Source organism: Geodermatophilus amargosae (genome assembly GCF_041028265.1).
In the GTDB taxonomy this organism is placed as follows: Bacteria; Actinomycetota; Actinomycetes; order Mycobacteriales; family Geodermatophilaceae; genus Geodermatophilus; species Geodermatophilus amargosae_A.
In genome coordinates, this window is sequence record NZ_JABGCW010000016.1 from 1 (window position 1) to 23,281 (window position 23,281).

The 23,281-nt window shown below is 75.4% G+C and carries 19 protein-coding genes and 1 tRNA gene; 2 read left to right on the top strand and 18 right to left on the bottom strand.

Going from position 1 to position 23,281, the window contains the following annotated elements; all coding sequences use genetic code 11:
- From HLV61_RS19180 to HLV61_RS19225, 10 genes are all read right to left on the bottom strand, one after another.
- A partial coding sequence (locus tag HLV61_RS19180) for a LamG-like jellyroll fold domain-containing protein (RefSeq protein WP_369258286.1) occupies window positions 1–3,383 on the bottom strand: 3,383 nt, incomplete at its 3' end.
- Between the two features lie 233 nt (window positions 3,384–3,616).
- Window positions 3,617–4,288: a hypothetical protein gene (locus tag HLV61_RS19185; RefSeq protein WP_369258288.1), complete on the bottom strand. Its 672-nt coding sequence runs from the start codon at window positions 4,286–4,288 to the stop codon at window positions 3,617–3,619.
- Window positions 4,285–5,034: a CDP-alcohol phosphatidyltransferase family protein gene (locus HLV61_RS19190; protein ID WP_369258290.1), complete on the bottom strand. Its 750-nt coding sequence runs from the start codon at window positions 5,032–5,034 to the stop codon at window positions 4,285–4,287. Before HLV61_RS19190 ends, HLV61_RS19185 begins: the two co-directional genes overlap by 4 nt.
- Entirely contained in the window at window positions 5,031–6,314 is a 1,284-nt protein-coding gene (locus HLV61_RS19195; RefSeq protein WP_369258292.1) for a DUF1972 domain-containing protein, read from the bottom strand. The genes HLV61_RS19190 and HLV61_RS19195 overlap by 4 nt, the downstream gene beginning before the upstream one ends.
- Window positions 6,315–6,467: 153 nt before the next feature.
- Window positions 6,468–7,961, bottom strand: a complete 1,494-nt coding sequence (locus HLV61_RS19200) for a sugar transferase (RefSeq protein ID WP_369258294.1) — start codon at window positions 7,959–7,961, stop codon at window positions 6,468–6,470.
- A 173-nt stretch (window positions 7,962–8,134) separates the two neighbouring features.
- On the bottom strand, window positions 8,135–8,698 hold the full coding sequence (pth, locus tag HLV61_RS19205) for an aminoacyl-tRNA hydrolase (RefSeq protein WP_369258296.1): 564 nt from the start codon (window positions 8,696–8,698) through the stop codon (window positions 8,135–8,137).
- 92 nt (window positions 8,699–8,790) lie between these two features.
- Window positions 8,791–9,495 (bottom strand): 50S ribosomal protein L25/general stress protein Ctc, encoded by a 705-nt coding sequence (locus HLV61_RS19210; protein ID WP_369258298.1) that lies wholly within the window; start codon window positions 9,493–9,495, stop codon window positions 8,791–8,793.
- A 189-nt stretch (window positions 9,496–9,684) separates the two neighbouring features.
- On the bottom strand, window positions 9,685–10,665 hold the full coding sequence (locus HLV61_RS19215) for a ribose-phosphate diphosphokinase (protein ID WP_369258300.1): 981 nt from the start codon (window positions 10,663–10,665) through the stop codon (window positions 9,685–9,687).
- Between the two features lie 12 nt (window positions 10,666–10,677).
- Window positions 10,678–12,189, bottom strand: a complete 1,512-nt coding sequence (gene glmU / locus HLV61_RS19220) for a bifunctional UDP-N-acetylglucosamine diphosphorylase/glucosamine-1-phosphate N-acetyltransferase GlmU (protein WP_369258302.1) — start codon at window positions 12,187–12,189, stop codon at window positions 10,678–10,680.
- A gap of 59 nt (window positions 12,190–12,248) precedes the next feature.
- Window positions 12,249–12,321 (bottom strand) — tRNA-Gln (locus tag HLV61_RS19225).
- Between the two features lie 212 nt (window positions 12,322–12,533).
- Between HLV61_RS19225 and HLV61_RS19230 the strand changes: the two genes are divergently transcribed.
- On the top strand, window positions 12,534–13,517 hold the full coding sequence (locus tag HLV61_RS19230) for an acyl-CoA desaturase (protein ID WP_369258304.1): 984 nt from the start codon (window positions 12,534–12,536) through the stop codon (window positions 13,515–13,517).
- A 38-nt stretch (window positions 13,518–13,555) separates the two neighbouring features.
- On the top strand, window positions 13,556–14,143 hold the full coding sequence (locus HLV61_RS19235) for a TetR/AcrR family transcriptional regulator (protein ID WP_369258306.1): 588 nt from the start codon (window positions 13,556–13,558) through the stop codon (window positions 14,141–14,143).
- A 6-nt stretch (window positions 14,144–14,149) separates the two neighbouring features.
- On the opposite strand, the gene HLV61_RS19240 is transcribed toward HLV61_RS19235, so the two are convergent.
- The 8 genes from HLV61_RS19240 to HLV61_RS19275 all read right to left on the bottom strand — a co-directional run bounded on the left by HLV61_RS19240 (window position 14,150) and on the right by HLV61_RS19275 (window position 23,223).
- Window positions 14,150–15,058 (bottom strand): 4-(cytidine 5'-diphospho)-2-C-methyl-D-erythritol kinase, encoded by a 909-nt coding sequence (locus tag HLV61_RS19240; RefSeq protein WP_369258308.1) that lies wholly within the window; start codon window positions 15,056–15,058, stop codon window positions 14,150–14,152.
- Between the two features lie 47 nt (window positions 15,059–15,105).
- On the bottom strand, window positions 15,106–16,011 hold the full coding sequence (gene rsmA / locus HLV61_RS19245; protein ID WP_369258310.1) for a 16S rRNA (adenine(1518)-N(6)/adenine(1519)-N(6))-dimethyltransferase RsmA: 906 nt from the start codon (window positions 16,009–16,011) through the stop codon (window positions 15,106–15,108).
- Window positions 15,978–17,087: a ubiquitin-like domain-containing protein gene (locus HLV61_RS19250; RefSeq protein ID WP_369258312.1), complete on the bottom strand. Its 1,110-nt coding sequence runs from the start codon at window positions 17,085–17,087 to the stop codon at window positions 15,978–15,980. The genes rsmA and HLV61_RS19250 overlap by 34 nt, the downstream gene beginning before the upstream one ends.
- Window positions 17,088–17,405: 318 nt before the next feature.
- The gene (locus tag HLV61_RS19255) at window positions 17,406–18,245 is read right to left on the bottom strand and encodes a hypothetical protein (RefSeq protein ID WP_369258314.1); all 840 of its coding nucleotides are present in this window, start codon (window positions 18,243–18,245) and stop codon (window positions 17,406–17,408) included.
- Window positions 18,246–18,271: 26 nt separating this feature from the next.
- Window positions 18,272–19,174, bottom strand: a complete 903-nt coding sequence (locus HLV61_RS19260; protein WP_369258316.1) for a TatD family hydrolase — start codon at window positions 19,172–19,174, stop codon at window positions 18,272–18,274.
- Entirely contained in the window at window positions 19,171–20,964 is a 1,794-nt protein-coding gene (gene metG, locus HLV61_RS19265) for a methionine--tRNA ligase (RefSeq protein WP_369258318.1), read from the bottom strand. The genes HLV61_RS19260 and metG overlap by 4 nt, the downstream gene beginning before the upstream one ends.
- Window positions 20,965–20,999: 35 nt before the next feature.
- Window positions 21,000–21,605, bottom strand: coding sequence for a hypothetical protein (locus HLV61_RS19270; RefSeq protein WP_369258320.1), 606 nt, complete (start codon window positions 21,603–21,605; stop codon window positions 21,000–21,002).
- Between the two features lie 97 nt (window positions 21,606–21,702).
- On the bottom strand, window positions 21,703–23,223 hold the full coding sequence (locus HLV61_RS19275; RefSeq protein WP_369258322.1) for an amino acid permease: 1,521 nt from the start codon (window positions 23,221–23,223) through the stop codon (window positions 21,703–21,705).
- Window positions 23,224–23,281: the final 58 nt, after the last annotated feature.

Genomic DNA, 23,281 nt, shown 5'->3' on the forward strand with positions numbered 1-23,281 from the left:
GAGGAGCCGTCCACCGCGACCGCCAGGCCGTCCACCGCGGCGGTGAACGCCGCCGTCGGCGCCGTGTCCGCCGGCGGGGCCGGCACGCCGGTCCCGGCGACCAGCAGGTCGTCCAGACGCACGGTCTGGGCCGACGTCGCGGTGGTGGAGTGGTACAGGTCCAGCCGCACCGCACCGGCCCGCTGCAGCACCGCCGTGGCGTCGGTCGCCTGGACCTGCCAGTCGGCCGGCTCGACGGTCCCGGCGGCCCACACCTTGGCCCGGAGGGTGGTGGTGCCGGAGCCCTCCGCCGCGAAGCGGACCTGCAGCGCGGTGCCCGGCGCGTAGGTGCCGGGCATCCGGGAGGAGCCGAGCACCGTCTCCGCCCCGCCACTCACCCGGGTCAGGCTGGTGGTGACCGAACCGGTCGCGCTGAACCGGAGCTGGGCGGTGTACCGGTCGTTGCCCGCGCTGCGGCCGACCAGGGACACGTAGCTGCCCCCGCCGGTGGGAGCCCGCTCGACGACGACGGTGCCCCGCACGTCGACGTCCCGGACCGAGACCGGCAGCGTGGCCGCGCTCGTCCCCCCCGCGGCCGCACCGAGCCGGCCCGAGCCGCCGGTCACCGCGGCGTTCGCCGAGGCGCCGGTCACCGCCCAGGTACCGCCGAGGTCGGCGGGGCCCCAGCCGGCGGCGACCTCGCGGCCGAAGGCGTCGGCGGCCACCGCCCCGGTGGTGGGCGGAGCGGGCGGCGCGGTCACCGTCACCGGGCGGGTGACCGTGCCGGCGGTGCCGGCGGCGTCGGTGACCGTGAGGGTCACCTGGTAGGTGCCGGCCGCCGCGTAGGTGTGCGACGCCGTCGCCCCCGTGCCGGTCGCGCCGTCCCCGAAGTCCCAGGCGTGCGCGGCCAGCGCACCCTCCGCGTCGGTGGACGAGGAGCCGTCCACCGACACCGCCAGGCCGTCCACCGCGGCGGTGAACGCCGCCGTCGGCGCCGTGTTCGGCGCCCGCCCGGTCGTGGCCGTCGTGTGGTGGGCGGCGACCCGCGCGGCGGAGAGCGCCGCCGGGTAGACGGCGACCTCGTCGATCTGGCCGGCGAACCAGTCCAGGCCGGTCAGCCAGCTCTTGTCGCCACCGATCCGCCAGTAGCCGCTGGTCGCCTCGGCCGAGACCACGGACCGGTCCGTGCCCACGAGCACGCCGTCCACGTAGAAGGACGTCCCCGCACCGCTCAGCGTGCCGACGACGTGGTGCCACCTGCCGTCGTTGAGCGCCGTGGGGCTGGACAGCACGCGCGTGGCGCCGTTGTAGACCCCGAAGGACACCCGGCCCTGCGCGTCCATGTAGACGTGCCGGTCGTAGGCGGTGCTCAGGCCCGACCGCGCGTTGCCGAAGCCCACGATCTTGCCGCCGCGGGTGGTCGTGGTCTGGAACCACGCCTCCAGGGAGAAGACCTGGGGCGCCGCGATGGCGGCGGCGGTCGCGGACAGCGCGCCGGTGGAGGTGCCGGAGGAGCGCATCGCGGTGTTGCGGTCACCGGCGACGGCCCCGGTCACGCCGCGCGTGACGCCCGAGCCGATCGTCATGTCCGCGGCGCCGGAGTGGTCGAACGCGGTGGTGCCCGCCTCACCCAGCGCCCAGTGCCCGACGGCACCGTCGGCGGCGACCATCTGCTCGTAGACGCGGGTCCCCGCGCCGGCACCGGCGGCCGGCACCGTGACGGTGGTCCAGGCCGACTCGACCCGGTTGCCGAAGGCGTCGGTCGCCGTCACGAGGTAGCGGTGCGCACCGGCGGTCGCCGCGGTGTCGGAGCAGCCGAGGGCCGGCAGCTGCCACGGGCGGGTCGGCGCCGTGACCTCGCAGACCGAGGCCGTGGCGGTGCTGTCCCGGTACACCCGGTAGGTGAGGGACTCGTTGTCGGCGTCCCAGGTCGACGGCCAGGTCAGCCGGACCGCGCCCTCGACGGGCGTCGCCGTCGGCGCTGCCGGTGCCGTCGCCGGACCGACCTTGTTGGGGGCGATCCGGGGGACGGCGAAGCGGACCAGGCCCTGCTGCGCCCGGCCGTTGACGTAGGGGAACTCCCCGCCGTAGACGACGTAGTCCGCGTTGCCCGACACCGACCAGCCGGCCTGGTACTGCCCGGTGAAGCTGCCGGCGTCGAACGTCGGGTGCCACGCGAGGTGGGCCGGCCCCGGCTGACCGGCGAGCCGGGCGCCGTTCCAGTTGTTGGCCGTGGTGTTGGTCGTGTACGGCGCGATGCTGAAGGCGTTGGCGTGCCGGAAGACCTGCGGGCTGACCTCGCGGAAGCTGCCGATGTTGGCGCAGTCGTGCGCGTGCGAGGCGGTGTACACGGCGCCGTTGGAGGGGAAGACCGAGTAGGTGTCACCGCGGCAGTCGGCGAACCAGCGCACGGCGCCACCGGCGGCACTCGCCGCGAAGGTGCCCTCGAGATCGCCCGGGCCCCAGTAGTCGTAGCCGGTGCCGTAGACGTTCGTGCCGTCGGTGGAGAGGCTGTAGATCGCCGAGTTCACGCCCTGGTTGGTGATGAACTGGTTGACCGCGAAGGGGCGCGTCGCGCCGCTGACGCCGTCCAGGGCACCCACGCCGGTGGCCTTGGTGCCGTTGAGCGAGTCGAACCGGCCGCCCACGACCACCTGTCCGTCCGGGCCGGCGAGGACCATCGCCATGACCTGGTTGCTCGTCTGGGCGTTCACCTGCGGCTGGTTCGGGAGGCGGTTGCCCGCCGTCGAGCCCACGCCCGGCACCGGCGCCCAGGGCAGCAGGGCCCCGTCGGCGGCGCGCACGGCCGCGAGCCGGTTGCGCGGCGCGGTGCCGACGGCGGAGATGTTGCCGCCGAGGTAGACGGTGGTGTCCGAGGCGGCGATGGCGCGCACCTGGGCGTCCACGGCCGGGCGGAACCCGGGAACGAGCTGGCCGGTGGCGGTGTCGTACGCGGCGACGCGGTAGCGCGCCTGGCCGTCGGCCTGCGTGAAGTCGCCACCCACGTACAGCCGCGACCCGTCCGGCGAGGCCGCGAGCGCGATGGCCTGGGCGTTGAGGCTGGGGGCGAAGCCGGGGACCAGCTCGCCGGTGCGGATGTCGTAGGCGAGGAGGTTGTCGCGCGGCGTCTCCTGCGTGCCGGCCCGCGCTCCGGCGGGGCGGGCGCTGGTGAAGCGGCCGGCCACGTAGACGGTGGTGCCGACGACGACCTGGGCCCACGCGACACCGTTGATCTGCACCGTCGGCAGCGGGTCGGCCGACACCGTCGTGGGCGAGGTGGGCCCGGCCGGGGCGGGCGGCGCCGTGTCCGCGGCCGCGGGCGGTGTGCCCGCGCCGACCATGACGAGGAGGCCGACCAGGCCGGCCACGAGGGACTTCCCCCAGGCGGCCACGTGTGGAGTCATGCTGAGTTTCCCCCGATGTCCTGCAGTGATCGCCGGTCTCCACGGACCAGCGGACGAACACTAAGCGTCACCGCCGGTCGGTCGACATCCCCCGGATCGGTGAGAAAGCGCAGGTGAGCCGCACGTTCGGACACGACACCTGGTCACTCGGCGTGACGGGACAGGGGACGACGACGGGCGGGACCCCCGGTCCGGGAGTCCCGCTCGCCGCCGACGGACGGGCGTGCGTCAGGTCAGGGCGCGGCGCCGGTGAAGACCAGGTAGGGGGCGTCGGCGCGGTAGCCGACGGTGAGCGTCACGAGCTCGCGGGCGTCCTCGGGGACGCTGAAGACGTACACGCCCTCGGCCACGCTCCCCGGCGCGAGCGGGCCGGTCAGCGGCGCCGCGGAGGGGTCGTCGAGCGGGGACGCCGGCGTCTGGTCGGCCCCGTGGGCCAGGGTGACGCCCACCAGGTCGAGCACGACCGGGCCCGCCGTCCCCGCCGCCAGGCGGACGGTGACCCGCAGCGCCGGCCCGGCGACGTTCCCGACGCCGGACCCGGTGCCGTCGACGGCCTCGAGGGAGACCACCTCGGCGGAGACGCCGTCGTCGCCGCTCGCCGGGGCGTCGAGGGCCACCGCCGGCAGCAGCGGCGCCAGCGCGTCGGCCGGCCCGGTCGACGGCGCCGGCGGCGTCGTGACCCCACCGGGGGTCCCCTCGTCGGGGATCGGCGGGGGGACGGGCGCGGGCGCCGGGGAGGAGGCCGGCGCGGACGTCGGCGAGGCGGCCGGCCGGCCGGCATCCCCTCCGCTGCCGACGAGGGCCACGAGGCCCACGAGCAGGGCGGCGACGAGGGCGAGCGCGGCCCCGGCCGCCGCCTCACGACGCCGGGTCGGGGTCTCCGGGCGGGCCGGCGGGACGTTCATCGGGGCAGTGCTCCCATCTCGAGGTACCAGCGCCTCAGGGCCAGCGCGACGTACGCGGCGGTGCCGAGGCCGAGCAGCCCGTACGCGCCGAGGAAGACCGCGGGCGCACCGAGCAGGACGAAGACCAGGCAGAGGACGCCGTAGTCGGTGGGCGCCACCAGCAGCGAGCGCAGCACGCCGGGCCGCGCGTCGGAGCGTGCCGCCCGCGTGCGCACGCCGTGCTGGGCGCGCAGTGCCTCGTTGAGCAGCGTGGCGGAGAAGTGCACGACCGCGACGACGGAGAAGGCCAGCGGGACGAGCAGCCACCCGCGGGCCAGGTCGTCGACGCGGGACAGGGTCAGGAGGACCGCGAGGTGGATGCTGGCGATCTTGGCGCTGTCGACGACGTGGTCGAGCCACTCCCCCGCCGGTGAGCCGCCTCCGCGGAGCCGGGCGAGCTGGCCGTCGGCGGAGTCGAGCGCGTAGCCGAGCACCAGGCAGGCGGTGATCGCGGCGCCGGCGCCCCAGCCGGGCGGAGCGACCGCGAGGAGCACGATCCCGGCCGCCGTCCACGCCGCGCTCAGCGCCGTCACGGCGTTGGGCGTGAGACCCGCGTGGAAGGCGAGCGCGGCCAGCACCCGGCCCAGGGGGCGGTTGACGAACCGCGAGTACGCCGGGGCGCCCTGGGCGCCCTTCTGCGCGCCGGCGAGCCGGCGGACCGTGCGCGCGACGGTCTCCCCGGCGACCGGGACGGCGGTGGCGGTCACTGCTGGCCGGCCCGGATCTCGTACCGGCCGAGCGGGACCGGGGCCGGGAACGGCACCACGTTGTCGGGCACCACGTCGTCGGGCAGCGCGGCGGCCACCGGCGTGAGCGCCGGCGCCGACCGCGGCGCGTCCGCAGCGGTCGGACGGCGCCGGCCGCTGGGCCGGCGGCGCGGCACGTCGCGGGCGGCCAGCCGCAGCGCGAGGTCCTCGTAGCCGTCGGCGACCTCGTCCCAGTCGTAGCCGCGCGCCAGCTCGCGGGCCCGGCGCCCGGCGCGGGCCACCCGCTCGGGGTCGGCCTCGGCCGCGGCCAGTTCCCGCGCCACGTCCTGCGGCGTCCGGAAGAACCGGCCGGAGTCCCGGACCACCTCGCGGTTGAAGTCGACGTCGAAGGCGGTCACGGCGGCGCCGGCCCCGATGGCCCGCAGCAGCGAGGGGTTGGTGCCGCCCACCGAGTGCCCGTGCAGGTAGGTGCAGCAGTTGGCGTAGAGCTGGTCGAGCAGCTCCTGGTCCCACACCCCGCCGAGGAAGCGCACCCGGTCGTCGGCCAGGGAGTGCACCCGGCGGGTGTACGCGTCGGCGTAGGGCGCCGAGCCGACGACGACCAGCGGCTTGCCGGCGTCGCTGGCGGCGTAGCCCTCGACGACGACGTCGACGTGGTTCTCCGGCTCGAACCGGGCGACCACCAGGTGGTACCCGCCGGGCTCGAGGCCGGTCCCGGCCAGCAGGTCCGACCCCGGCTCGACCAGTGGGGCGCCGTAGGTGAGCAGCGTGGTGGGGGCGTCGAAGGTGTCGCGGTAGTAGTCGGCGATGCCCTGCGCGTCGGCGATGAGGACGTCGGACCAGCGGACGGCCAGCGACTCGGCCACCCGGTAGTAGTGCCGGCCGGCCGCGCCCCACTTGGCGCGCCGCCACTCCAGCCCGTCGACGTGCGTGGCGACCGGGATGCGCGCGGCGCGCAGCACCGGCAGCAGCGGGGCGTTGGCCGCGTTGAAGACGATCGCGGCGTCGGTGCGGTGCGCCAGCAGGTGCCCCACCGACAGCGCGCTGTGGCTCAGGGTCTCCAGCGACCGGCGGCGGGCGGCGGGCAGGTGCACCAGCTCCATGCCGAGGTGCGCGGCCGGCAGGGGCTCCTGCGCGCCCGGGGCGGTGCGGCAGTAGACGACCACCCGGTGCCCGCGGTCGGCGAGCCGGCGGCCGACCTCCTCGACCGCCGTCTCGAAGCCGCCGTAGCGGGCGGGGACGCCTCGGGTCCCCACCATGGCGATGCTCAAGCGGGCCATCGGTCGGTCCTCCGGGGAGTGTGCGGCGCCGCGCGGACGCGCGGACGGGACGTCGGGGACTCCGGGAGGAGCCCTCGGCCGACGCTAGGGACGGGACGGGGGTGCACTCGTCCCCCCGCCGGGTGGGACGGGGGTGAGGCGGGAGTGAGCCGGTCAGTACGCGCCGGAGCTGCTGACGACGGCGCGCACGGTCTTGACGAGGATCAGCGCGTCGAGGGCGAGCGACCAGTTCTCCACGTAGCGGAGGTCCAGGCGCACGGCCTCCTCCCAGGAGAGGTCGCTGCGGCCGGAGATCTGCCACAGGCCGGTCAGGCCGGGCCGGACCAGCAGCCGGCGGCTCACCGAGGAGTCGTAGCGCTCGACCTCGGCCGGCAGCGGTGGACGCGGGCCGACCAGCGACATGGAGCCGCCGAGCACGTTGAGCAGCTGCGGGAGCTCGTCGAGGGAGAAGCGGCGCAGCCAGCGGCCGACCCGGGTGACCCGGGGGTCGCGGCGCATCTTGAACAGCAGCCCGTCGCCCTCGTTGCGGTCGAGCAGCTCGGCCAGCCGGCGGTCGGCGTCGACGGCCATGCTGCGGAACTTGAGGATGGTGAAGCCCCGGCCGTTCACCCCCACCCGCTCCTGGCGGTAGAGGACCGGGCCCGGGCTGTCCAGTCGGACGGCGAGGGCGATGACCAGCAGGACCGGCGTCAGGAAGACCAGGGCCAGCGCGGCCGTGGCGCGGTCGACGCCGCCCTTGACCACCCGGCGCCAGCCCTCGAAGCGCGGCTGCTCGACCGACAGCAGCGGCAGGCCCTCGAAGGGGCGGATGTGCAGCCGCGGACCGGCGACCTCGATGAGGCCCGGGGCGACGAGCAGCTCGGTGCCGGTGCCCTCCAGCTGCCAGGACAGCCGGCGCAGGTACTCCGCCGCGGTCTCGCTCGCCGAGGTCACCGCGACGGTGTCGGCGCCGTGCCGGGCGACCGCGGCGGCGACGTCGTCCAGCCCCGAGACGGGGACGCGGAGGGCCGCGGCGACGCCGCTGCGGCTGTCGGGCGTCACGCACGCGGCCACGACCTCCAGTCCCGAGGAGTCACGGCGCAGCCGGGCGGCCAGGTCGGTGACCGCGCCGCCGCGGCCGACGACCACCACCCGCTTGGTGCACGCGCCCCGGGCGCGCAGGCGGCGCAGCCGGAGCCGGGCACCGTACCGTCCGGCCAGGGTCAGGACGGTGAGGGTGGGGACGGCGAGGAGGACGAGGGCGCGGCTGAGGTCGAGCTGCGCGACGTAGGACACGAAGCTGCTCAGCGCGAGCAGCAGGAAGCCGGCCCGGCCGACGCCGCGGAACTCGTCACTGCCGGTGCCGAAGACCCGCCCGTCGTGGGCGCCGGTACCGGCGAGCAGCGCGGGCCAGGCCAGCACCATCACCGCGGCCGGCAGCAGCAGGCCGGGCCGGACGTCCGGCGCCGAGACCAGGAGCACCGTGCCGGTCGCCGCGACGGCGGCGGTCAGGTCGAGGACGTGCAGGGCGGCCGAGTAGCGGCTCTCCCAGGGACGCGTCTGCGGGCGGGACGCCACGCGGGGACGGCCGGGGGCGCTGGCGCGGACGGGGCGGCGCAGCGTCCGCGTCGCCGTACCCGGTCCTGCGCCGTGGTGGTCCAGCAGCACGTCTCCCCCTCGACCCGCGTGACTCTCCGTACGCGAGGGAGGAGCTGATGACGCCACGTGACAGACGAACCCACGAGCCGCGTGCGCTTTCCCCCTGCGCATCGGCAACACTCACAGCCCGTCACCACGGAGGCAATGCGGAGAGTGACCACTTCACTCGAAGGGGAGGCCCGTCAGGTGCGGGGGTGCACCACGTTCTGGGCCGCCTCGAGGCCCAGGGTGAGCAGTTCCTCGGCGGCGTCGGCGGCCTCGGCGACGAGCAGGTCGAGCTCCTTGCGCTCGGTCGCGGAGAAGTCCTTGAGCACGAAGTCGGCCGGGTCCTGCCGGCCCGGCGGGCGGCCGATGCCGACCCGCACGCGCAGGTAGTCCCTCGTGCCGGTCGAGCGGCTGATCGAGCGCAGGCCGTTGTGGCCGCCCTCGCCACCCCCGCGCTTCAGGCGCACGGCCGCGAAGGGGACGTCGAGCTCGTCGTGCACGACGACGAGGTCGGTGACCGGCAGCTTGTGGTAGTCGAGCAGGCCGCGGACGGGGCCGCCCGACTCGTTCATGTACGTCGTCGGGCGGGCCAGGACGACGCGGCGGCCGGCCAGGCGCCCCTCGGCCGCCAGCGCGCGGGCGCGGGCACCCTTGCCGGCGGTCAGCTTCACGCCGGCGCGGGCGGCGAGCTCGTCGAGCACCATCGCCCCGACGTTGTGCCGGTTGCCCGCGTAGCCCGGCCCGGGGTTGCCCAGGCCCACGACGAGGAAGGGGCCGTCCGAGGGAGGGGACGCCGCAGGGGCGCCGGCGGTGCCGGCGCCCCTGCGGGGAGTGCTCTCGCTCAGCGGGGACCTCAGCTGTTCTCGGTCGACGCGATCGACTCGCCGCTGCCCTGGTCCTGCGGCTCGGGGACGACGTCGCCCTCGCCGACGCCCTCGGCGGCCGGCGCGGACTCCTCGCGCTCGATGCCGGCCTCGGCCTCGGCCTCGGCGAGCTCTGCCTCGAGGGCCTCGGCGGTCGGGGCGCCCAGGAAGCCGATGACCAGCGCCTCCGGGTCGGTGATCAGCGTCGCGCCCCGCGGCAGGACGAGGTCGGCGGCGGTGATGTTCTGGCCCGCCGTCCGGCCGGTCACGTCGACCTCGATCGCGTCGGGCAGCGCGGTCGCGTCGGCCTCGATCGAGACGGTGTTCAGCTGGTGGTTGGTGATCGCGTCCACACCGGGCTCGCCGACGACGACGAGGGGCACCTCGACGGTCGTCTTCTCGCCCCGGCGGACGGCCAGCAGGTCGACGTGCTCGTGCTCGCGGGTCAGCGGGTCGCGCTGCACGGCCTTGGTCAGCGCGAGGTGCTCGGTGCCGTCGAGGACGACGGTGACCAGGGCGTTGGTGCCGCCGTTGCGCAGGACCGCGGCGAACTCGCGGGCCGGCAGCGACAGGTGGACGACGTCCTGGCCGTGCCCGTAGAGGACGGCGGGGATGCGGCCCGCGCGGCGGGTCCGGCGGGCGCTGCCCTTGCCGAACTCGGTGCGGGCCTCGGCGGCGAGGCGGTAGTCAGCCACGGTGGTGTGCTCCTCGGGAGGTGGGTTCGGCAGCGGCCGGCACACGGCGCGGCACACCCCTCGGGGCACACGCACGTCGATCACGGAGTACGGACGGGCCGTCTCCCTCGCCGGGCAACCTCGTCAGGGTACCCGACCGCCCGACCGCCCGGCCGCTGACCGCTGACCGCTGACCATCGCCCGGAGGCGTCAGCTCGCCCCGTCGAAGAGGCTGGTGACCGAGCCGTCCTCGAAGACCTCCTTGATCGCGCGCGCCAGCAGCGGGGCGATCGAGAGCACGGTGAGCTTGTCGAACAGGCGGGCCGGCTCGATCGGCAGCGTGTTGGTCACGATGACCTCGCTGACGCGGCTGTTCTTCAGCCGGTCGACCGCGGCACCCGACAGGACGCCGTGGGTGGCGCACACGATGACGTCGGCGGCGCCGGCCTCGAACAGCGTCTCGGCGGCCTTCACGATCGTGCCGCCGGTGTCGATCATGTCGTCGACCAGGATGCAGACCCGGCCCTCGACCTCACCGACGACGCGGTTGGCGACGACCTCGTTGGGCCGCATGGGGTCGCGGGTCTTGTGGATGAAGGCCAGCGGGACGCCGCCGAGCTTGTCGCTCCACCGCTCGGAGACGCGCACCCGACCGGAGTCCGGCGACACGACGGTGATGTCGCGGTCGCCCCAGCGCCCCTTGACGTGCTCGACCAGCAGGTCGAGGGCGAAGAGGTGGTCGACCGGGCCGTCGAAGAAGCCCTGGATCTGCGCGGTGTGCAGGTCGACGGTCATCAACCGGTCGGCGCCGGCGGTCTTGAACATGTCGGCGACCAGGCGGGCGGAGATGGGCTCGCGGCCGCGGTGCTTCTTGTCCTGCCGGGCGTACGGGAAGAACGGCGCGACGACGGTGATCCGCTTGGCCGACGCGCGCTTGGCGGCGTCGACCATGAGCAGCTGCTCCATGAGCCAGGTGTTGATCGGCGCGGAGTGGCTCTGGACGATGAAGGCGTCGCAGCCGCGGACGGACTCCTCGAAGCGGACGAACAGCTCGCCGTTGGCGAACTCGTAGGCGGCCGTGGGCGTCGGCGTGACGCCCAGGTGCCCGGCGATCTCGGCGGCCAGCTCGGGGTAGGCCCGACCGGAGAAGAGCATCAGGCTCTTGCTGGTGGTCTGCCGGATCGCACTCATCGGCTCACTGCCTCACTGCTCGTGGGAGGCCGCGGGCTCCGCCGGCCGGTCCGGTCCGTCGGTGTCGGGCCGGCTCCCGGCCGTGCCCTCGGCCGCTGCTCCTGTGGCTGCCGCCGCGGCCTGCGCGGCGGCGGTGCCCGGGCGGCGGCGTCCCACCCAGCCTGCCACATTGCGCTGGCGTGCCCGCGCCACACCCATGGCCCCCGGCGGGACGTCCTGGGTGATCACCGAGCCCGCGGCGGTGTAGGCGCCGTCGCCGACGGTGACCGGCGCGACCAGCATGGTGTCCGAGCCCACGCGCACCGCGTCGCCGATGGTCGTGTGGCTCTTGGTCACGCCGTCGTAGTTCACGAACACCGTCGCCGCGCCGATGTTCGACCCGCGGCCGATCGTCGCGTCACCGACGTAGGACAGGTGCGGCACCTTCGACCCCTCGCCGACCACGGCGTTCTTGGTCTCCACGAAGGCGCCGACCTTGGCGCCGGCGGCCAGCCGGGTGCCCGGCCGCAGGTAGCTGAACGGGCCCACCGTCGCCCGCGGCCCGACCTCGGCCTGGCTGCAGTGCGAACGCAGCACGGTGGCGCCCTCCCCCACCGTGCAGTCGGTCAGCGTGGTGTCCGGGCCGACGACGGCACCGGCGGCCACGGTCGTCGTCCCGTGCAGCTGGACGCCCGGCAGCAGCCGCGCCCCGGGGAGGACGGCGGCGGTGACGTCGACCCAGGTGGTCGCCGGGTCGACGACGGTGACGCCCGCGACCATGAGCGCGTCGAGGACCCGGTCGTTGAGCGTCCGCCGGCGCGCGGCGAGCTCGCGCTGGTCGTTGCAGCCGAGCACGTCGACGGGGTCCTCGGCCCGGACGGCGGCCACGGGGGCACCGCCCTCGACCAGCGGCGCGAGCGCGTCGGTCAGGTACTGCTCGCCCTGGGCGTTGTCGGTGGACAGCCCGGCCAGGACCCGGCGCAGCGTGGCGGCGCTGGCGACGTACACGCCGGCGTTCACCTCGCGGATCGCGCGCTGCTCGTCGGTCGCGTCCTTCTCCTCGACGATCGCCCGCGGCGCGCCGTCGGCACCCCGGACGATGCGGCCGAGCCCGGTCGGGTCGCCGACCTCGGCGGTGAGCACGGTGAAGACGCTGCCGGCGGCGGAGTGCGCGGCCACCAGCGCACCGAGGGTGGCGGGGGTGAGCAGCGGGGAGTCGCCGTTGACCACGAGCACCGGGCCCTCGAGGTCGGGGACGGCGTCGAGGGCCACCTGCGCGGCGTGCCCGGACCCGCGCTGCTCGGCCTGCAGCACCGGGCGGGCGTCCGGCGCGACCGCGGCCAGGTGCGCCTCGACCGCCTCCCGGCCGGAGCCGACGACGACCAGCGTGACGCCGGCCTCCAGCGGCGCGGTCGCGGCCAGGACGTGGCCGAGCATGCTGCGCCCGCCGAGCTCGTGCAGGACCTTCGGGGTGGCCGACCGCATCCGGGTGCCCTGGCCGGCGGCCAGGACGACGACGGCGGCGACTACCTGCTGCGGGCTCACGGGACTCCTCGGGACGGTGGGATGGCTGCTGCCGGTCGGACGCTGCCGGTCGGACGCCGCTGGGGGACTCGGACTCGAACCGAGACTTCCCGGCTCCAAAGGCCGGCGGGCTGCCGATTACCCCATCCCCCATCGCGCGCCGTCCCCGCACGGCGCCGCGGAGGACGAGCCTAGGGCGCGGGACCGGCAGGGGCACGGGAGCGGTGTGCCGGAGCGGGGAGAGGCCGGGGAGGAGGGACGGACTCCCCGAGGAGCGGCCGGTCCTACGGTGACGTAGGTTACGGCCTCGTAGCCGCCGGTCCCCAGACGCGCGCGGCCCGCGACGGACGACCCCTGGAGGCCATGTGTCCGCCCCTTCCCTCACCCGGCCGACGGCCTTTTCCCCCGCAGACCCGGACAAGGGCCTGCCGGCCAGCGCCTACGGGAAGGAGAAGGGCCACCTCGAGCAGCTGGTCCTCTACGTCTTCGTCGTCGTCCCGTTCCTCGCCCTGGCCGCGATCGTCCCGGTCGTGTGGGGCTGGGGGCTGACCTGGCTCGACGTCGCCCTCTTCACCGCCTTCTACTTCGTGCCCCTCCTCGGGGTCACCGTCGGCTACCACCGCTACTTCACGCACGGCTCGTTCAAGGCGACGCGGCCGCTGCGCATCGCGCTGGCGATCGCCGGCTGCATGGCGATCCAGGGCCCGGTCGTGCAGTGGGTGGCCGACCACCGGCGGCACCACGCCTTCTCCGACCGCGAGGGCGACCCGCACTCCCCGTGGCGGTACGGCACCGACACGCGGGCGCTGCTCAAGGGCATGTTCCACGCCCACCTCGGCTGGCTGTTCGACCGCCGCCAGACCAACGCCGCCCGCTACGCCCCGGACCTGCTCAAGGACCGCGGCCTGACGATCACCAGCCGGCTGTTCAGCCTGTGGGCGTTCCTGAGCCTGGCCCTGCCCGCCGCGATCGGCGGCCTGGTGACCGGCAGCTGGGCCGGCGCGTGGAGCGCGTTCTTCTGGGCCGGGCTGGTCCGCACCGGGCTGCTGCACCACGTCACCTGGTCGATCAACTCGATCTGCCACGTGGTGGGCAGCCGGCCCTTCGCCTCGCGGGACCGCGCCACCAACTTCTGGCCGCTGGCGGTCCTCAGCGCCGGCGAGTCCTGGCACAACCTGCACCACGCCGACCCGACCTGCGCCCGCCACGGCGTCCTGCGCGGCCAGATCGACATCAGCGCCCGCGTGATCTGGGCGTTCGAGAAGCTCGGCTGGGCGCACTCGGTGAAGTGGCCCGACCCGGTCCGCCTGGCCGCCAAGCGCGTCCCTGCCGCGAGCGCCGCCTCCTGAGCGCCGCCGGGGCGCCCCGGCCCCGGCCCCGCCGCCGGATGACCGCCGCGCAGCGGCGCGAACAGCTCGTCGCGGTCGGCAGGGAGGTGTTCGCCCAGCGCGGCTACGCGGCCACCTCGATCGAGGAGCTGGCCGCCCGCGCGGACGTCAGCAAGCCGGTCGTCTACGAGCACTTCGGCGGCAAGGAGGGGCTCTACTCCGTCGTCGTCGACCGCGAGATGGAGCGGGTGCTCGACCGGTTCACCTCGGCGCTGGCCGCGGGCGGCAGCCCGCGGGCGCTGCTCGAGCGGGCCGCCCTGGCACTGCTGGACTACGTCGAGGAGGACACCGACGGCTTCCGCGTGCTCTCCCGCGACTCCCCCGGTTCCTGGTCCTCGCTGATCGGCGAGCTCGCCCGGCGGGTCGAGCACCTGCTCGGCGAGCGGCTCGGCGAGCGCGGCTACGACCCGCTGCTGGCCGCGCTCTACAGCCAGGCGCTGGTGGGGATGGTCGCGCAGGTGGGCCAGTGGTGGCTGGAGACCCGCACACCGGGCAAGGCGGAGGTGGCCGCCCGGCTGGTCGACCTCGCCTTCGCGGGGCTGTCCCGCCTCGATCCCGACCCGGCGCTGCGGCACGAGCGCAGCTGACCCGGCTCAGCCCACCAGACGGGCGCCGGGCACCGGGCCGTGCACGACCCGGACGGTGCGGAACACACCCTCCCCCGCGAGGACGGCGGCCAGGCGCACCGCGGCGTCCTCGTCCGCGGCGAGCGCCGCCACCGTCGGGCCCGACCCGCTGACCACCGCGGCGGCGGCACCGGCGTCGGTGGCGCCCCGGAGGGCCCGCCGCAGCGCGGGACGCAGCGAGACGGCCGCCGCCTGCAGGTCGTTGGCCAGCGCCGCGGCGAGGGCCTCCACCGGACCGCTGCGCAGCGCCGCGACCACCGGCTCGGGCGAGGGGAACGCGGTGCCCTCGGGCAGGCGCCCCTCGGCCCGCAGCCGATCGAGCTCGGCGTAGACCGCCGGGGTCGACAGCCCGGCCGCGGCGATCCCGAGCACCCAGTGCCAGGGCCGCCGGGCCAGGACGGGCGTGAGCCGCTCCCCGCGGCCGCTGCCGAGCGCGACGCCGCCGGCCAGGGCGAACGGCACGTCGCTGCCCAGCTGCGCGGCCAGCCCGGTGAGGTCGCCGCGGGTGGCGTGGGTGCCCCACAGCGCGTCGAGGGCGACCAGCGCGGCCGCGGCGTCGGCACTGCCCCCGGCCAGCCCCGCGGCGGCCGGGATGACCTTGTCGACGGCGATGGCGGCGTCGGCGGCGACCCCGGCGTGCTCGGCGAGCAGCTCGGCGGCCCGCCAGACCAGGTTGCGCCGGTCGGTGGGCACCGGGTCGGGCCCGCCGGCGCCCTCGCCGGTCACCGTGACCGACAGCCCCTCGCCCCGGCGCACGGTCACCGTGTCCAGCAGCGAGACGGCGAGGTAGACCGTCTGCAGGTCGTGGAAGCCGTCCTCGCGCAGCGGGCCGACGGCCAGGGAGACGTTGACCTTGGCGGGGGCGTGCGCGGACACCGCGCCGTCCCCGCGGGTGTGCCCGGGACCGCCCGGGGACGACCAGCTCACGGGGCGGTCGCCGCCAGCCGCGCGAAGTCGGACACCGACAGCTGCTCGCCGCGGGTGGTGGGGTCGATGCCGGCCGCGCGCAGCCGCTCCTCGGCCGCGGCGGGGCTCCCCGCCCAGCGGGCGAGGGCCGCGCGCAGGCCCTTGCGGCGCATCGCGAACGCGGCGTCGACGACGGCGAAGGTGGCGGCCCGGTCACCGGGCGGCGGGTCGTGCCGGTCGAGGGCGACCAGCCCGGAGTCGACGTTGGGCTCGGGCCAGAACACCCGGCGGCCGACGCTGCCGGCCCGGCTGGCGGTGCCGTACCAGGCGGCCTTGACCGACGGCACGCCGTAGGCGGGGCTGCCCGGTGGTGCGGCCAGCCGCTCGGCCACCTCGGCCTGGACGAGCACCAGGGCACGCCGGAGGGAGGGCAGCAGCTCGAGCAGGTGCAGGAGGACGGGCACGGCCACGTTGTACGGCAGGTTGGCCACGAGCGCCGTGGGAGCCGGCCCGGGGAGGTCGGTCACCCGCAGCGCGTCGGCCTCGACGACGGTCAGCCGGGCGGCCAGGTCCGGCCGGCGGGCGGCCACGGTGTCCGGGAGCAGCGCGGCCAGCCGCGGGTCGATCTCGACGGCGGTGACGGCCGCGGCGGCGGGCAGCAGGCCGAGGGTCAGCGAGCCCAGCCCCGGGCCGACCTCGAGGACGACGTCGTCGGGCCGCAGCTGCGCGGTGCGCACGATCCGCCGGATGGTGTTGGCATCGTGCAGGAAGTTCTGCCCGAGCGTCTTGGTCGGACGCAGACCGAGCTGCTGGGCCAGCTCGCGGATCGCGGCCGGGCCCAGCAGCCCGCCGGTCTGCTCGGGGGTGTTCAGCGGCTCGGTACCGGGGCTCAGCTGAACAGGCGCGGGCCGCAGTGCGGCCACTGGCCGGCACCGGCCCGCTGGTAGAGCAGCTGCGCGCGGTGGGTCTGCTCGTCGGCCGAGGCCTGCGAGGGCAGGCCGGTCCCGCCGACCGCCCGCCAGGTGGCCTCCGAGAACTGGTACAGGCCGTGGTACTTGCCGGTGCCGCTCACCGCGGTGGCGCGGCCGCCGGACTCGCACTGCGCGAGCGCCGCCCAGTTCAGCCCGTCGGCGGAGGGGGAGTTGCCGCTGCTGGCGGCCGGGGCCGGGCGCTCCTTGGTGCCGACGCTGACGAGCTCGTCGACCGCGGGGCGGGTCACGGCGGTGTCCAGCTGCTCGCGGGTGCTCTGCACGCCGTCGACGTAGGTGACCCGGAAGGTGGTGGCCTGCTCGCCCTCCACACCCTCCCGGGTGACGGTCTCGGTCCCCTCGAGGGCGGCCGGGTCGTCGGTCTCGACGGTCTGGAAGTCGACGGCGGTGGTGACGACCTCCTCGACGACCTGCACGCGGTAGACCTGCAGCCGCATGGCGTTGAGCAGCGGCTGGGTCGCCAGCAGGCTCATCCGGTCGTCCGGGCCGAGGCTGACGCCCTGCTCGGCCAGCAGGTCGCTCGCGGTGGCGGCCGTGGTGGTGACCACCCGGGTGGCGCCGTCGGCGACGAGCGTGACGTCCTTCGGGGTGGTGATCGACAGCACCATGCCGTCGAGCGGCAGCCGCTCGCTGCGGCTGGCCGACAGCACCATGTCCTCGGCGCGGTAGCCGAGCTGGTCGAGGGCCTCGTCGACCGACAGCGCGGTCACGTAGACCTCGCGCGAGACGCCGTCGACGGTGAGCTGCAGAGGGCGGGCGCGGTTGACCACGACCGTGTCGCCGTCGCCGACCTCGGCCTCGGGCGCCGGGAGGACGACGTCGTGCGACTGCGTCTGCAGCCCCTCCTCCTCCAGCACCTCCCCGACGGTGTCGGCGTAGGTGCTGACCTCGGAGGCATGGCCGTCCACGGTGAGGGTGAGCGACTTCTGCGCGGCGAACCAGGCCACGGACCCGCCCACCAGTCCGAGCAGGACGAGGGCGCAGAGGGCGAGCTTCAGCGTTCGGGGCACGACACTTCCACGGGGTCGGAGGACCGGGCAGGGGGTCGTGCGCGCGAACGACAGCCTCGGGAGGAGGCGGGACCGTCGGACGCCGCCCGGGTCGGTCCCCACTCCGGCTGTCAGTCACGACACGATAACGAGCCCGGTGCGTGTGGCAACTGTGCGGACGGAGTGAAGCAGCAGGGCGACACGTCGACACGGAGCCGCGCCGACACGGTCAGTGAGGAACGCGCCGTGTGTGACGGGTGGGACGGCTGCGCAGCGTGAGGTCAGCTGGTGAGCGACGTCACGGTGTGACGGGCGCTTCGACGGGGGAGCGGCGCCCGCTCAGCCGGCGAGCGCCCGCTCGCTCACCCGCACGGGGCGCAGCCAGGTGACGAGGAAGACCGCCACGGCGAGCCCCGCGGCCAGGCTCGCGAAGCCGCCTGCCACGAGGGCCACCGGCAGCAGGTCGACGCCGTCGGTCACGCGGTCACCGAGGTCGATGCCGGCCGCCAGCAGCAGGGTGCCCAGGGGCAGCAGGGCGAGGACGCTGGTCGCCGCCGTGACCAGGTGTGCGGTCCAGGTGCGCAGCGCCTCGTCGACCGGCACGTCGGCGCCCGCGGCCGGCAGCGGGCGGACGAGCGCGCGCAGCAGGGCGGCCTCGGCCAGCAGCCACGTCACCAGCGGGACGAGGACGGCGACCCAGCCGACGGTGTCGGTGAGGTCCCCCCGCCGCCACATCACGACCGCGACGGCGAGCTCGGCGACGACGACGCCGCGGGTGGTCCAGAGCAGCCACAGCGAGACCTGCTCGCTGCGGCGGGGCCGCCGGGCCGGGTCCGACAGCCGCCAGCGCGGCCGCGGCCGGCTGGCCTCGGCGAGGACGATCCCGGTGAGCAGGCCGACCACCAGGGCGGGGAGCCAGAGGAAGACCGACGCCTCGCCGAACATCACGACGCTGGCGGCGATCCCGACGAGGCCGAGCAGCAACCCGAGCCACCGGACGCGGCGGCCGTGCACCGCCTGGCGGTGCAGCGTGGCCACGCCCTCGGGCGTCGGGGTGGCGAACTCCACGCCGGCCGACGCGACGGCGCGGCGGCCGGCCGCCAGGGCCCACGCGCGGGCGAGCAGCACGCCGGGCACCAGGACGGCGATGAAGAGCACGACGGCGATGAGGCGGCCCACGTGTCCAGTGTGCAACGCCGGGGCGACTAGCCGGTGGGGTCGGGGTCCCAGGGGCCGAAGACGCGCTCGGCGTTCCGGGTCAACGCGTCGCACAACTGCTCGAGCTCCACACCGGTGACCTCGGCCAGCGCCCGGACGGTGTGGGGCACCAGGCGCGAGGCGTTGGGCCGGCCGCGGTACGGGACCGGGGTGAGGAAGGGCGAGTCGGTCTCGACCAGCAGCTGGTCCAGCGGCGTGCGCGCCGCCGCCTCCCGCAGGGACCCGGCGTTGCCGAAGGTCAGCGTGCCGGCGAAGGACAGCACGTGCCCGCGCTCGACGCAGGCCGTGGCGAAGGCGGCGTCGCCGGAGAAGCAGTGGAACACGGTGTGCTCCGGCGCCCCCTCGTCGTCGAGGACGCGCAGGACCTCCTCGTGCGCGTCGCGGTCGTGGATGACGAGCGCGACGCCGCGCTCCTTCGCGATCCGCACGTGCGCCCGGAAGGACGCCTCCTGCGCCGCCCAGCCCTCCGGGCCGGTGCGGTAGCGGTCCAGCCCGGTCTCCCCCACCGCGCGCACCCGCGGCAGCGCCGCCAGGCGGTCGATCTCGGCCAGCGCCTCGTCGTCGGCCGTGCCCTCGCCCGCCTCGTTGGGGTGCACGGCGACGGCGGCCAGCACGCCCGGGTGCCGGGCCGCCAGCTCCGCCGACCAGCGCGAGGAGGGCACGTCGACGCCGACCTGCACCAGCCGCGGGATCCCCACGGCGGCCGCGGCCGCGATCTCGGCGTCCACCGCGGCCGTGTCCGCCGGGTCGTCCGCGGGCTCGTCGGTGCGGAAGCCGTTCAGCACGATGTCGAGGTGGGTGTGGCTGTCGACCGCCGGCGCCGGCAGCGGCTCCGGGGACGGCGGCGGCTCCCCCCGCCGGTTCGCGCGCGACGCCGAGGACCGGCTCACTCCTCGCCCTCGAGCCGGCGGAGCTCCTCCTCGACCACGGAGTCGTCGAGCTTCCGGAACACCGGGGTGGGCGGGGACAGCGGCGTGCCCGCCTGCAGCTGCCGGGACGCCCACACCGCCTGCACGGCGTCGTAGTCGCCGGTGATGACCGGGTAGGGCGAGCCGTCGTCGAGGTCGGTGACCTCGCGGATCTCCGGCGTCGGCGACCACACGCCGGTGCCGCCGAGCAGCTCGTGCACCTTCTGCGCGGAGTGCGGGAGGAACGGCGTGAGCAGCGCGTTGCAGTCGCTGATCGCCTGCAGGGCGGTGTGCAGCACGGTGTCCCGGCGGGCCGGGTCCTCCTTGAGCTTCCACGGCGCCTGGTCGGACAGGTACTTGTTCGCCTCGCCGACCACCCGCATCGCCTCGGTGGCCGCGGCCTTCTGCCGGTTGCGGGCGAGCAGGTCGCCGATCGGGCCGAAGGCCGACGACGTCGCCGCCAGCAGCGCGCGGTCGGCGTCGGTCCGCTCCCCCGGCGTCGGGACGGCGCCGACGTTCTTGGCCGCCATCGACACCGTGCGGTTGACCAGGTTGCCCCAGCCGGCCACCAGCTCGTCGTTGTTGCGCCGGAGGAACTCCGCCCAGGTGAAGTCGGTGTCCTGCGACTCGGGGCCGGCGACGGCGACGAAGTAGCGCAGCGCGTCGGCGTCGTAGCGGGCGAGGAAGTCGCGGACGTAGATGACCACCTGCCGCGAGGAGGAGAACTTGCGCCCCTCCATCGTGAGGAACTCGCTGGAGACCACCTCGGTGGGCAGGTTCAGCCGGCCGAGCGAGCCCGGGGAGCCCCCGCGGTCGCCCTCGCCGTCGTAGCCGAGCAGCTGGGCCGGCCAGATCTCGGCGTGGAACACGATGTTGTCCTTGCCCATGAAGTAGTAGGCGTCGGAGTCCGGCGTCTGCCACCACTGCCGCCAGGCCTCGGGGTCCCCGGAGCGGCGGGCCCACTCGATCGAGGCCGACAGGTAGCCGACGACGGCGTCGAACCACACGTAGATGCGCTTGTCGGGCCGGTCGCGCCAGCCGTCGAGCGGCACCGGCACGCCCCAGTCGATGTCGCGGGTGTAGCTGCGCGGCTTGAGGTCGGTGAGCAGGTTCCGGCTGAAGTTGAGGACGTTGGGCCGCCAGTTGTCCCGGGTGGCCAGCCAGTCGCCCAGCGCGCGGGTGAACGCCGGCAGGTCGAGGAAGTAGTGCTCGCTCTCCACGAAGCGCGGCGTCTCGCCGTTGATCCGGCTGACCGGGTTGACCAGGTCGGTGGGGTCGAGCTGGTTGCCGCAGTTGTCGCACTGGTCGCCGCGGGCCCCGTCGTAGCCGCAGATCGGGCAGGTGCCCTCGATGTAGCGGTCGGGCAGCGTGCGGCCGGTCGACGGGCTGATCGCGCCGAGCGTCGTCTGCGGGAAGACGTACCCGTTCTTGAGCAGGCCGAGGAAGATCTCCTGGCTCACCTGCGCGTGGTTGACCGTGGTGGTGCGGGTGAACAGGTCGTAGCTCAGGCCCAGCGCCTGCAGGTCGCCGACGATCAGCCGGTTGTTCCGGTCGGCGATCTCCCGTGGGCTCACCCCCTCGGCGTCGGCGGCCACGGTGATCGGCGTCCCGTGCTCGTCGGTGCCGCTGACCATGAGGACGCGGTCCCCGGCCATGCGGTGGTAGCGGCTGAAGACGTCGGAGGGGACGCCGAAGCCGGAGACGTGGCCGATGTGCCGGGGGCCGTTGGCGTAGGGCCAGGCCACCGCGGTCAGGATGTGCCGATCACTCACGGGACGAGAGTAGTGAGCACCGCCCACCCGCCGGGTCAGCGACCGGCGACGCTGCTCACCGGCGGCAGCTCACCGGCCACCGGCGTGGTGACCACGAGGGCGCCGAGGGCCACCCCGATGAGCGCCACGGTGGCCACCTGCAGGCGCGGGTGCCGGCCCGGGGCGGCGGTGCGCACCCGCGGCGGGGCGGCCTGCGCCCAGGCGAGGGTGGCCGGCGCCGAGGTCAGCAGCAGCTTGCCCACCGGCACCGCGAGGGCGAGCAGCGCGAGGGCCGGCACGGGCAGCGTGGCGGGCAGGCTCCCGACCACCGGGGTGAGCAGGCCGACGACGAACAGCGCCGCGACGGCGGCGACCTCGGCGCAGGCCAGGCCGCCGGCCAGCCGCCGTCCGCCCTCGAGGGCCGCCAGCGCGCTGCCCGCGCAGAGCACGACCCAGCCGGCCAGCCCGCCGAGCACCGCCACCAGCAGCGGCGCCGAGGGCTGCGGTGCGGCGGTGGACAGCCCGTCGAGACCGGTCAGGCCGCCGGCGAGCAGCGCGACGGACTCCAGTCCGCACACCGCGGCGAGCGCGAGCACGGGGACCGGCCGCCGCGCGGGCGCGGCGGGGACGGAGGAGGGGGCGTCGAGGACGCTGGTCGCCACGGGTCTGCTCCTGGCCGGGGACGTCGGTCACCGGTCAGGTCGTCGTCCGCGCGGGGGCGCTGGAGCCGGGACGGAGGGGGCCTCACCCCTCCGGGGGTCAGCGGGCGCTGCCGCGGGCCTCCCGGTCGGCGGCGAGGCGCTCGGCGGCGGCCTCACCCTCGGCGCCGGCCAGGCGGCTGCGCTTGCGGCCGTAGAGGAAGTAGATGGCGACGCCGATCGCCATCCAGACCGCGAACCGCACCCAGGTGTCGGCCGGGAGGTTGAGCATCAGGTAGAGGCAGGCCAGCGCCGAGACGATCGGCAGGAACGGCACCAGCGGCACCCGGAAGGAGCGGTGCAGGTCCGGCCGGGTGCGCCGCAGCACGACGACGCCGATCGAGACGAGCACGAAGGCGAACAGGGTGCCGATGTTCACCAGCTCGGCCAGCGTCCCGAGCGGCAGGAAACCGGCCAGCAGCGCGACGCCGATGCCCGTGCCGATCGTGATCTTGTACGGGGTGCCGTACTTCGGGTGGACCGCGGCCAGGCCGGGCGGGAGCAGGTGGTCGCGGCTCATCGCGAACAGCACCCGCGACTGCCCGAGCATCAGGATCATGACGACCGACGTCAGCCCGGCCAGGGCGCCCACGGAGATGAGGCTGGAGACGAAGGACAGCCCGACGCTGCTGAACGCCTCGGCCAGCGGCGCCTCGGTGGACAGCTCCGAGTAGGGCTGCATGCCGACGACGACCAGCGAGACGGCGACGTAGAGCAGCGTGCAGATCACCAGCGAGCCGATGATGCCGCGCGGGAGGTCCTTGCGCGGGTCCTTCGTCTCCTCGGCCGCCGTCGCCACGATGTCGAAGCCGATGAAGGCGAAGAACACGATCGAGGCGCCGGCGATCACGCCGCCCCAGCCGAAGCTGCCCTGGCTGAACCCGAGGATCTGGATGAGCGGGGCGTGCCAGCCGCCCTCCCCCTCGGCCGCGGGCTCGGCGGGCGGCACGAACGGCGTGTAGTTGTCCGCGGTCAGGTAGAAGAGGCCGAGCACGATGATCAGCAGGACGATGGCGACCTTGATCGCCACGATCACGCTGGTCACCCGCGAGGACAACTTGATGCCGAGGACCAGGACGGCGGTCATCAGCAGCGCGACGGCGATCGCCGGGATGTTGACCGTCGCGGTCTCCCCCGCGATCGACGTCGGCAGCGGGATGCCGAGGTCGCCGAGCAGCTGGTTGAGGTAGCCCGACCAGCCCACCGACACCGTGGCGGCGCCGAGGGCGAGCTCCAGGACGAGGTCCCAGCCGATGATCCAGGCGACCATCTCGCCCAGGGTGGCGTAGGAGAACGTGTATGCCGAGCCGGCCACCGGCACGGTCGAGGCGAACTCGGCGTAGCAGACCGCGGCCAGCCCGCAGACGACGCCGGCGATCACGAACGAGACGGCCACCGCCGGCCCGGCCGTCGTCTTCGCCACCTCGCCGGTGAGCACGAAGATGCCGGTGCCGATGATCACCCCGACGCCGAAGACCGCGAGGTCCAGGCCGGAGAGGTTCTTCTTGAGCCGGTGCTCGGGTTCCTCCGTGTCACGGATGGAGTCCTCGACCGACTTCACCCGGCGCGTGCCTGCGGTCACAGCGTCCTCCTCGGCGGGGTACTCCCGGCAGCGTGGCACGGGGGCCGCGGTCCCGCAC

Coding starts and splice junctions, on each gene's coding strand:
- HLV61_RS19185 (WP_369258288.1), bottom strand. CDS start 4,288: ATGAACGTCCCGCCGGCCCGCCCGGAGACCCCGACCCGGCGTCGTGAG.
- HLV61_RS19195 (WP_369258292.1), bottom strand. CDS start 6,314: ATGGCCCGCTTGAGCATCGCCATGGTGGGGACCCGAGGCGTCCCCGCC.
- HLV61_RS19215 (WP_369258300.1), bottom strand. CDS start 10,665: ATGAGTGCGATCCGGCAGACCACCAGCAAGAGCCTGATGCTCTTCTCC.
- HLV61_RS19235 (WP_369258306.1), top strand. CDS start 13,556: ATGACCGCCGCGCAGCGGCGCGAACAGCTCGTCGCGGTCGGCAGGGAG.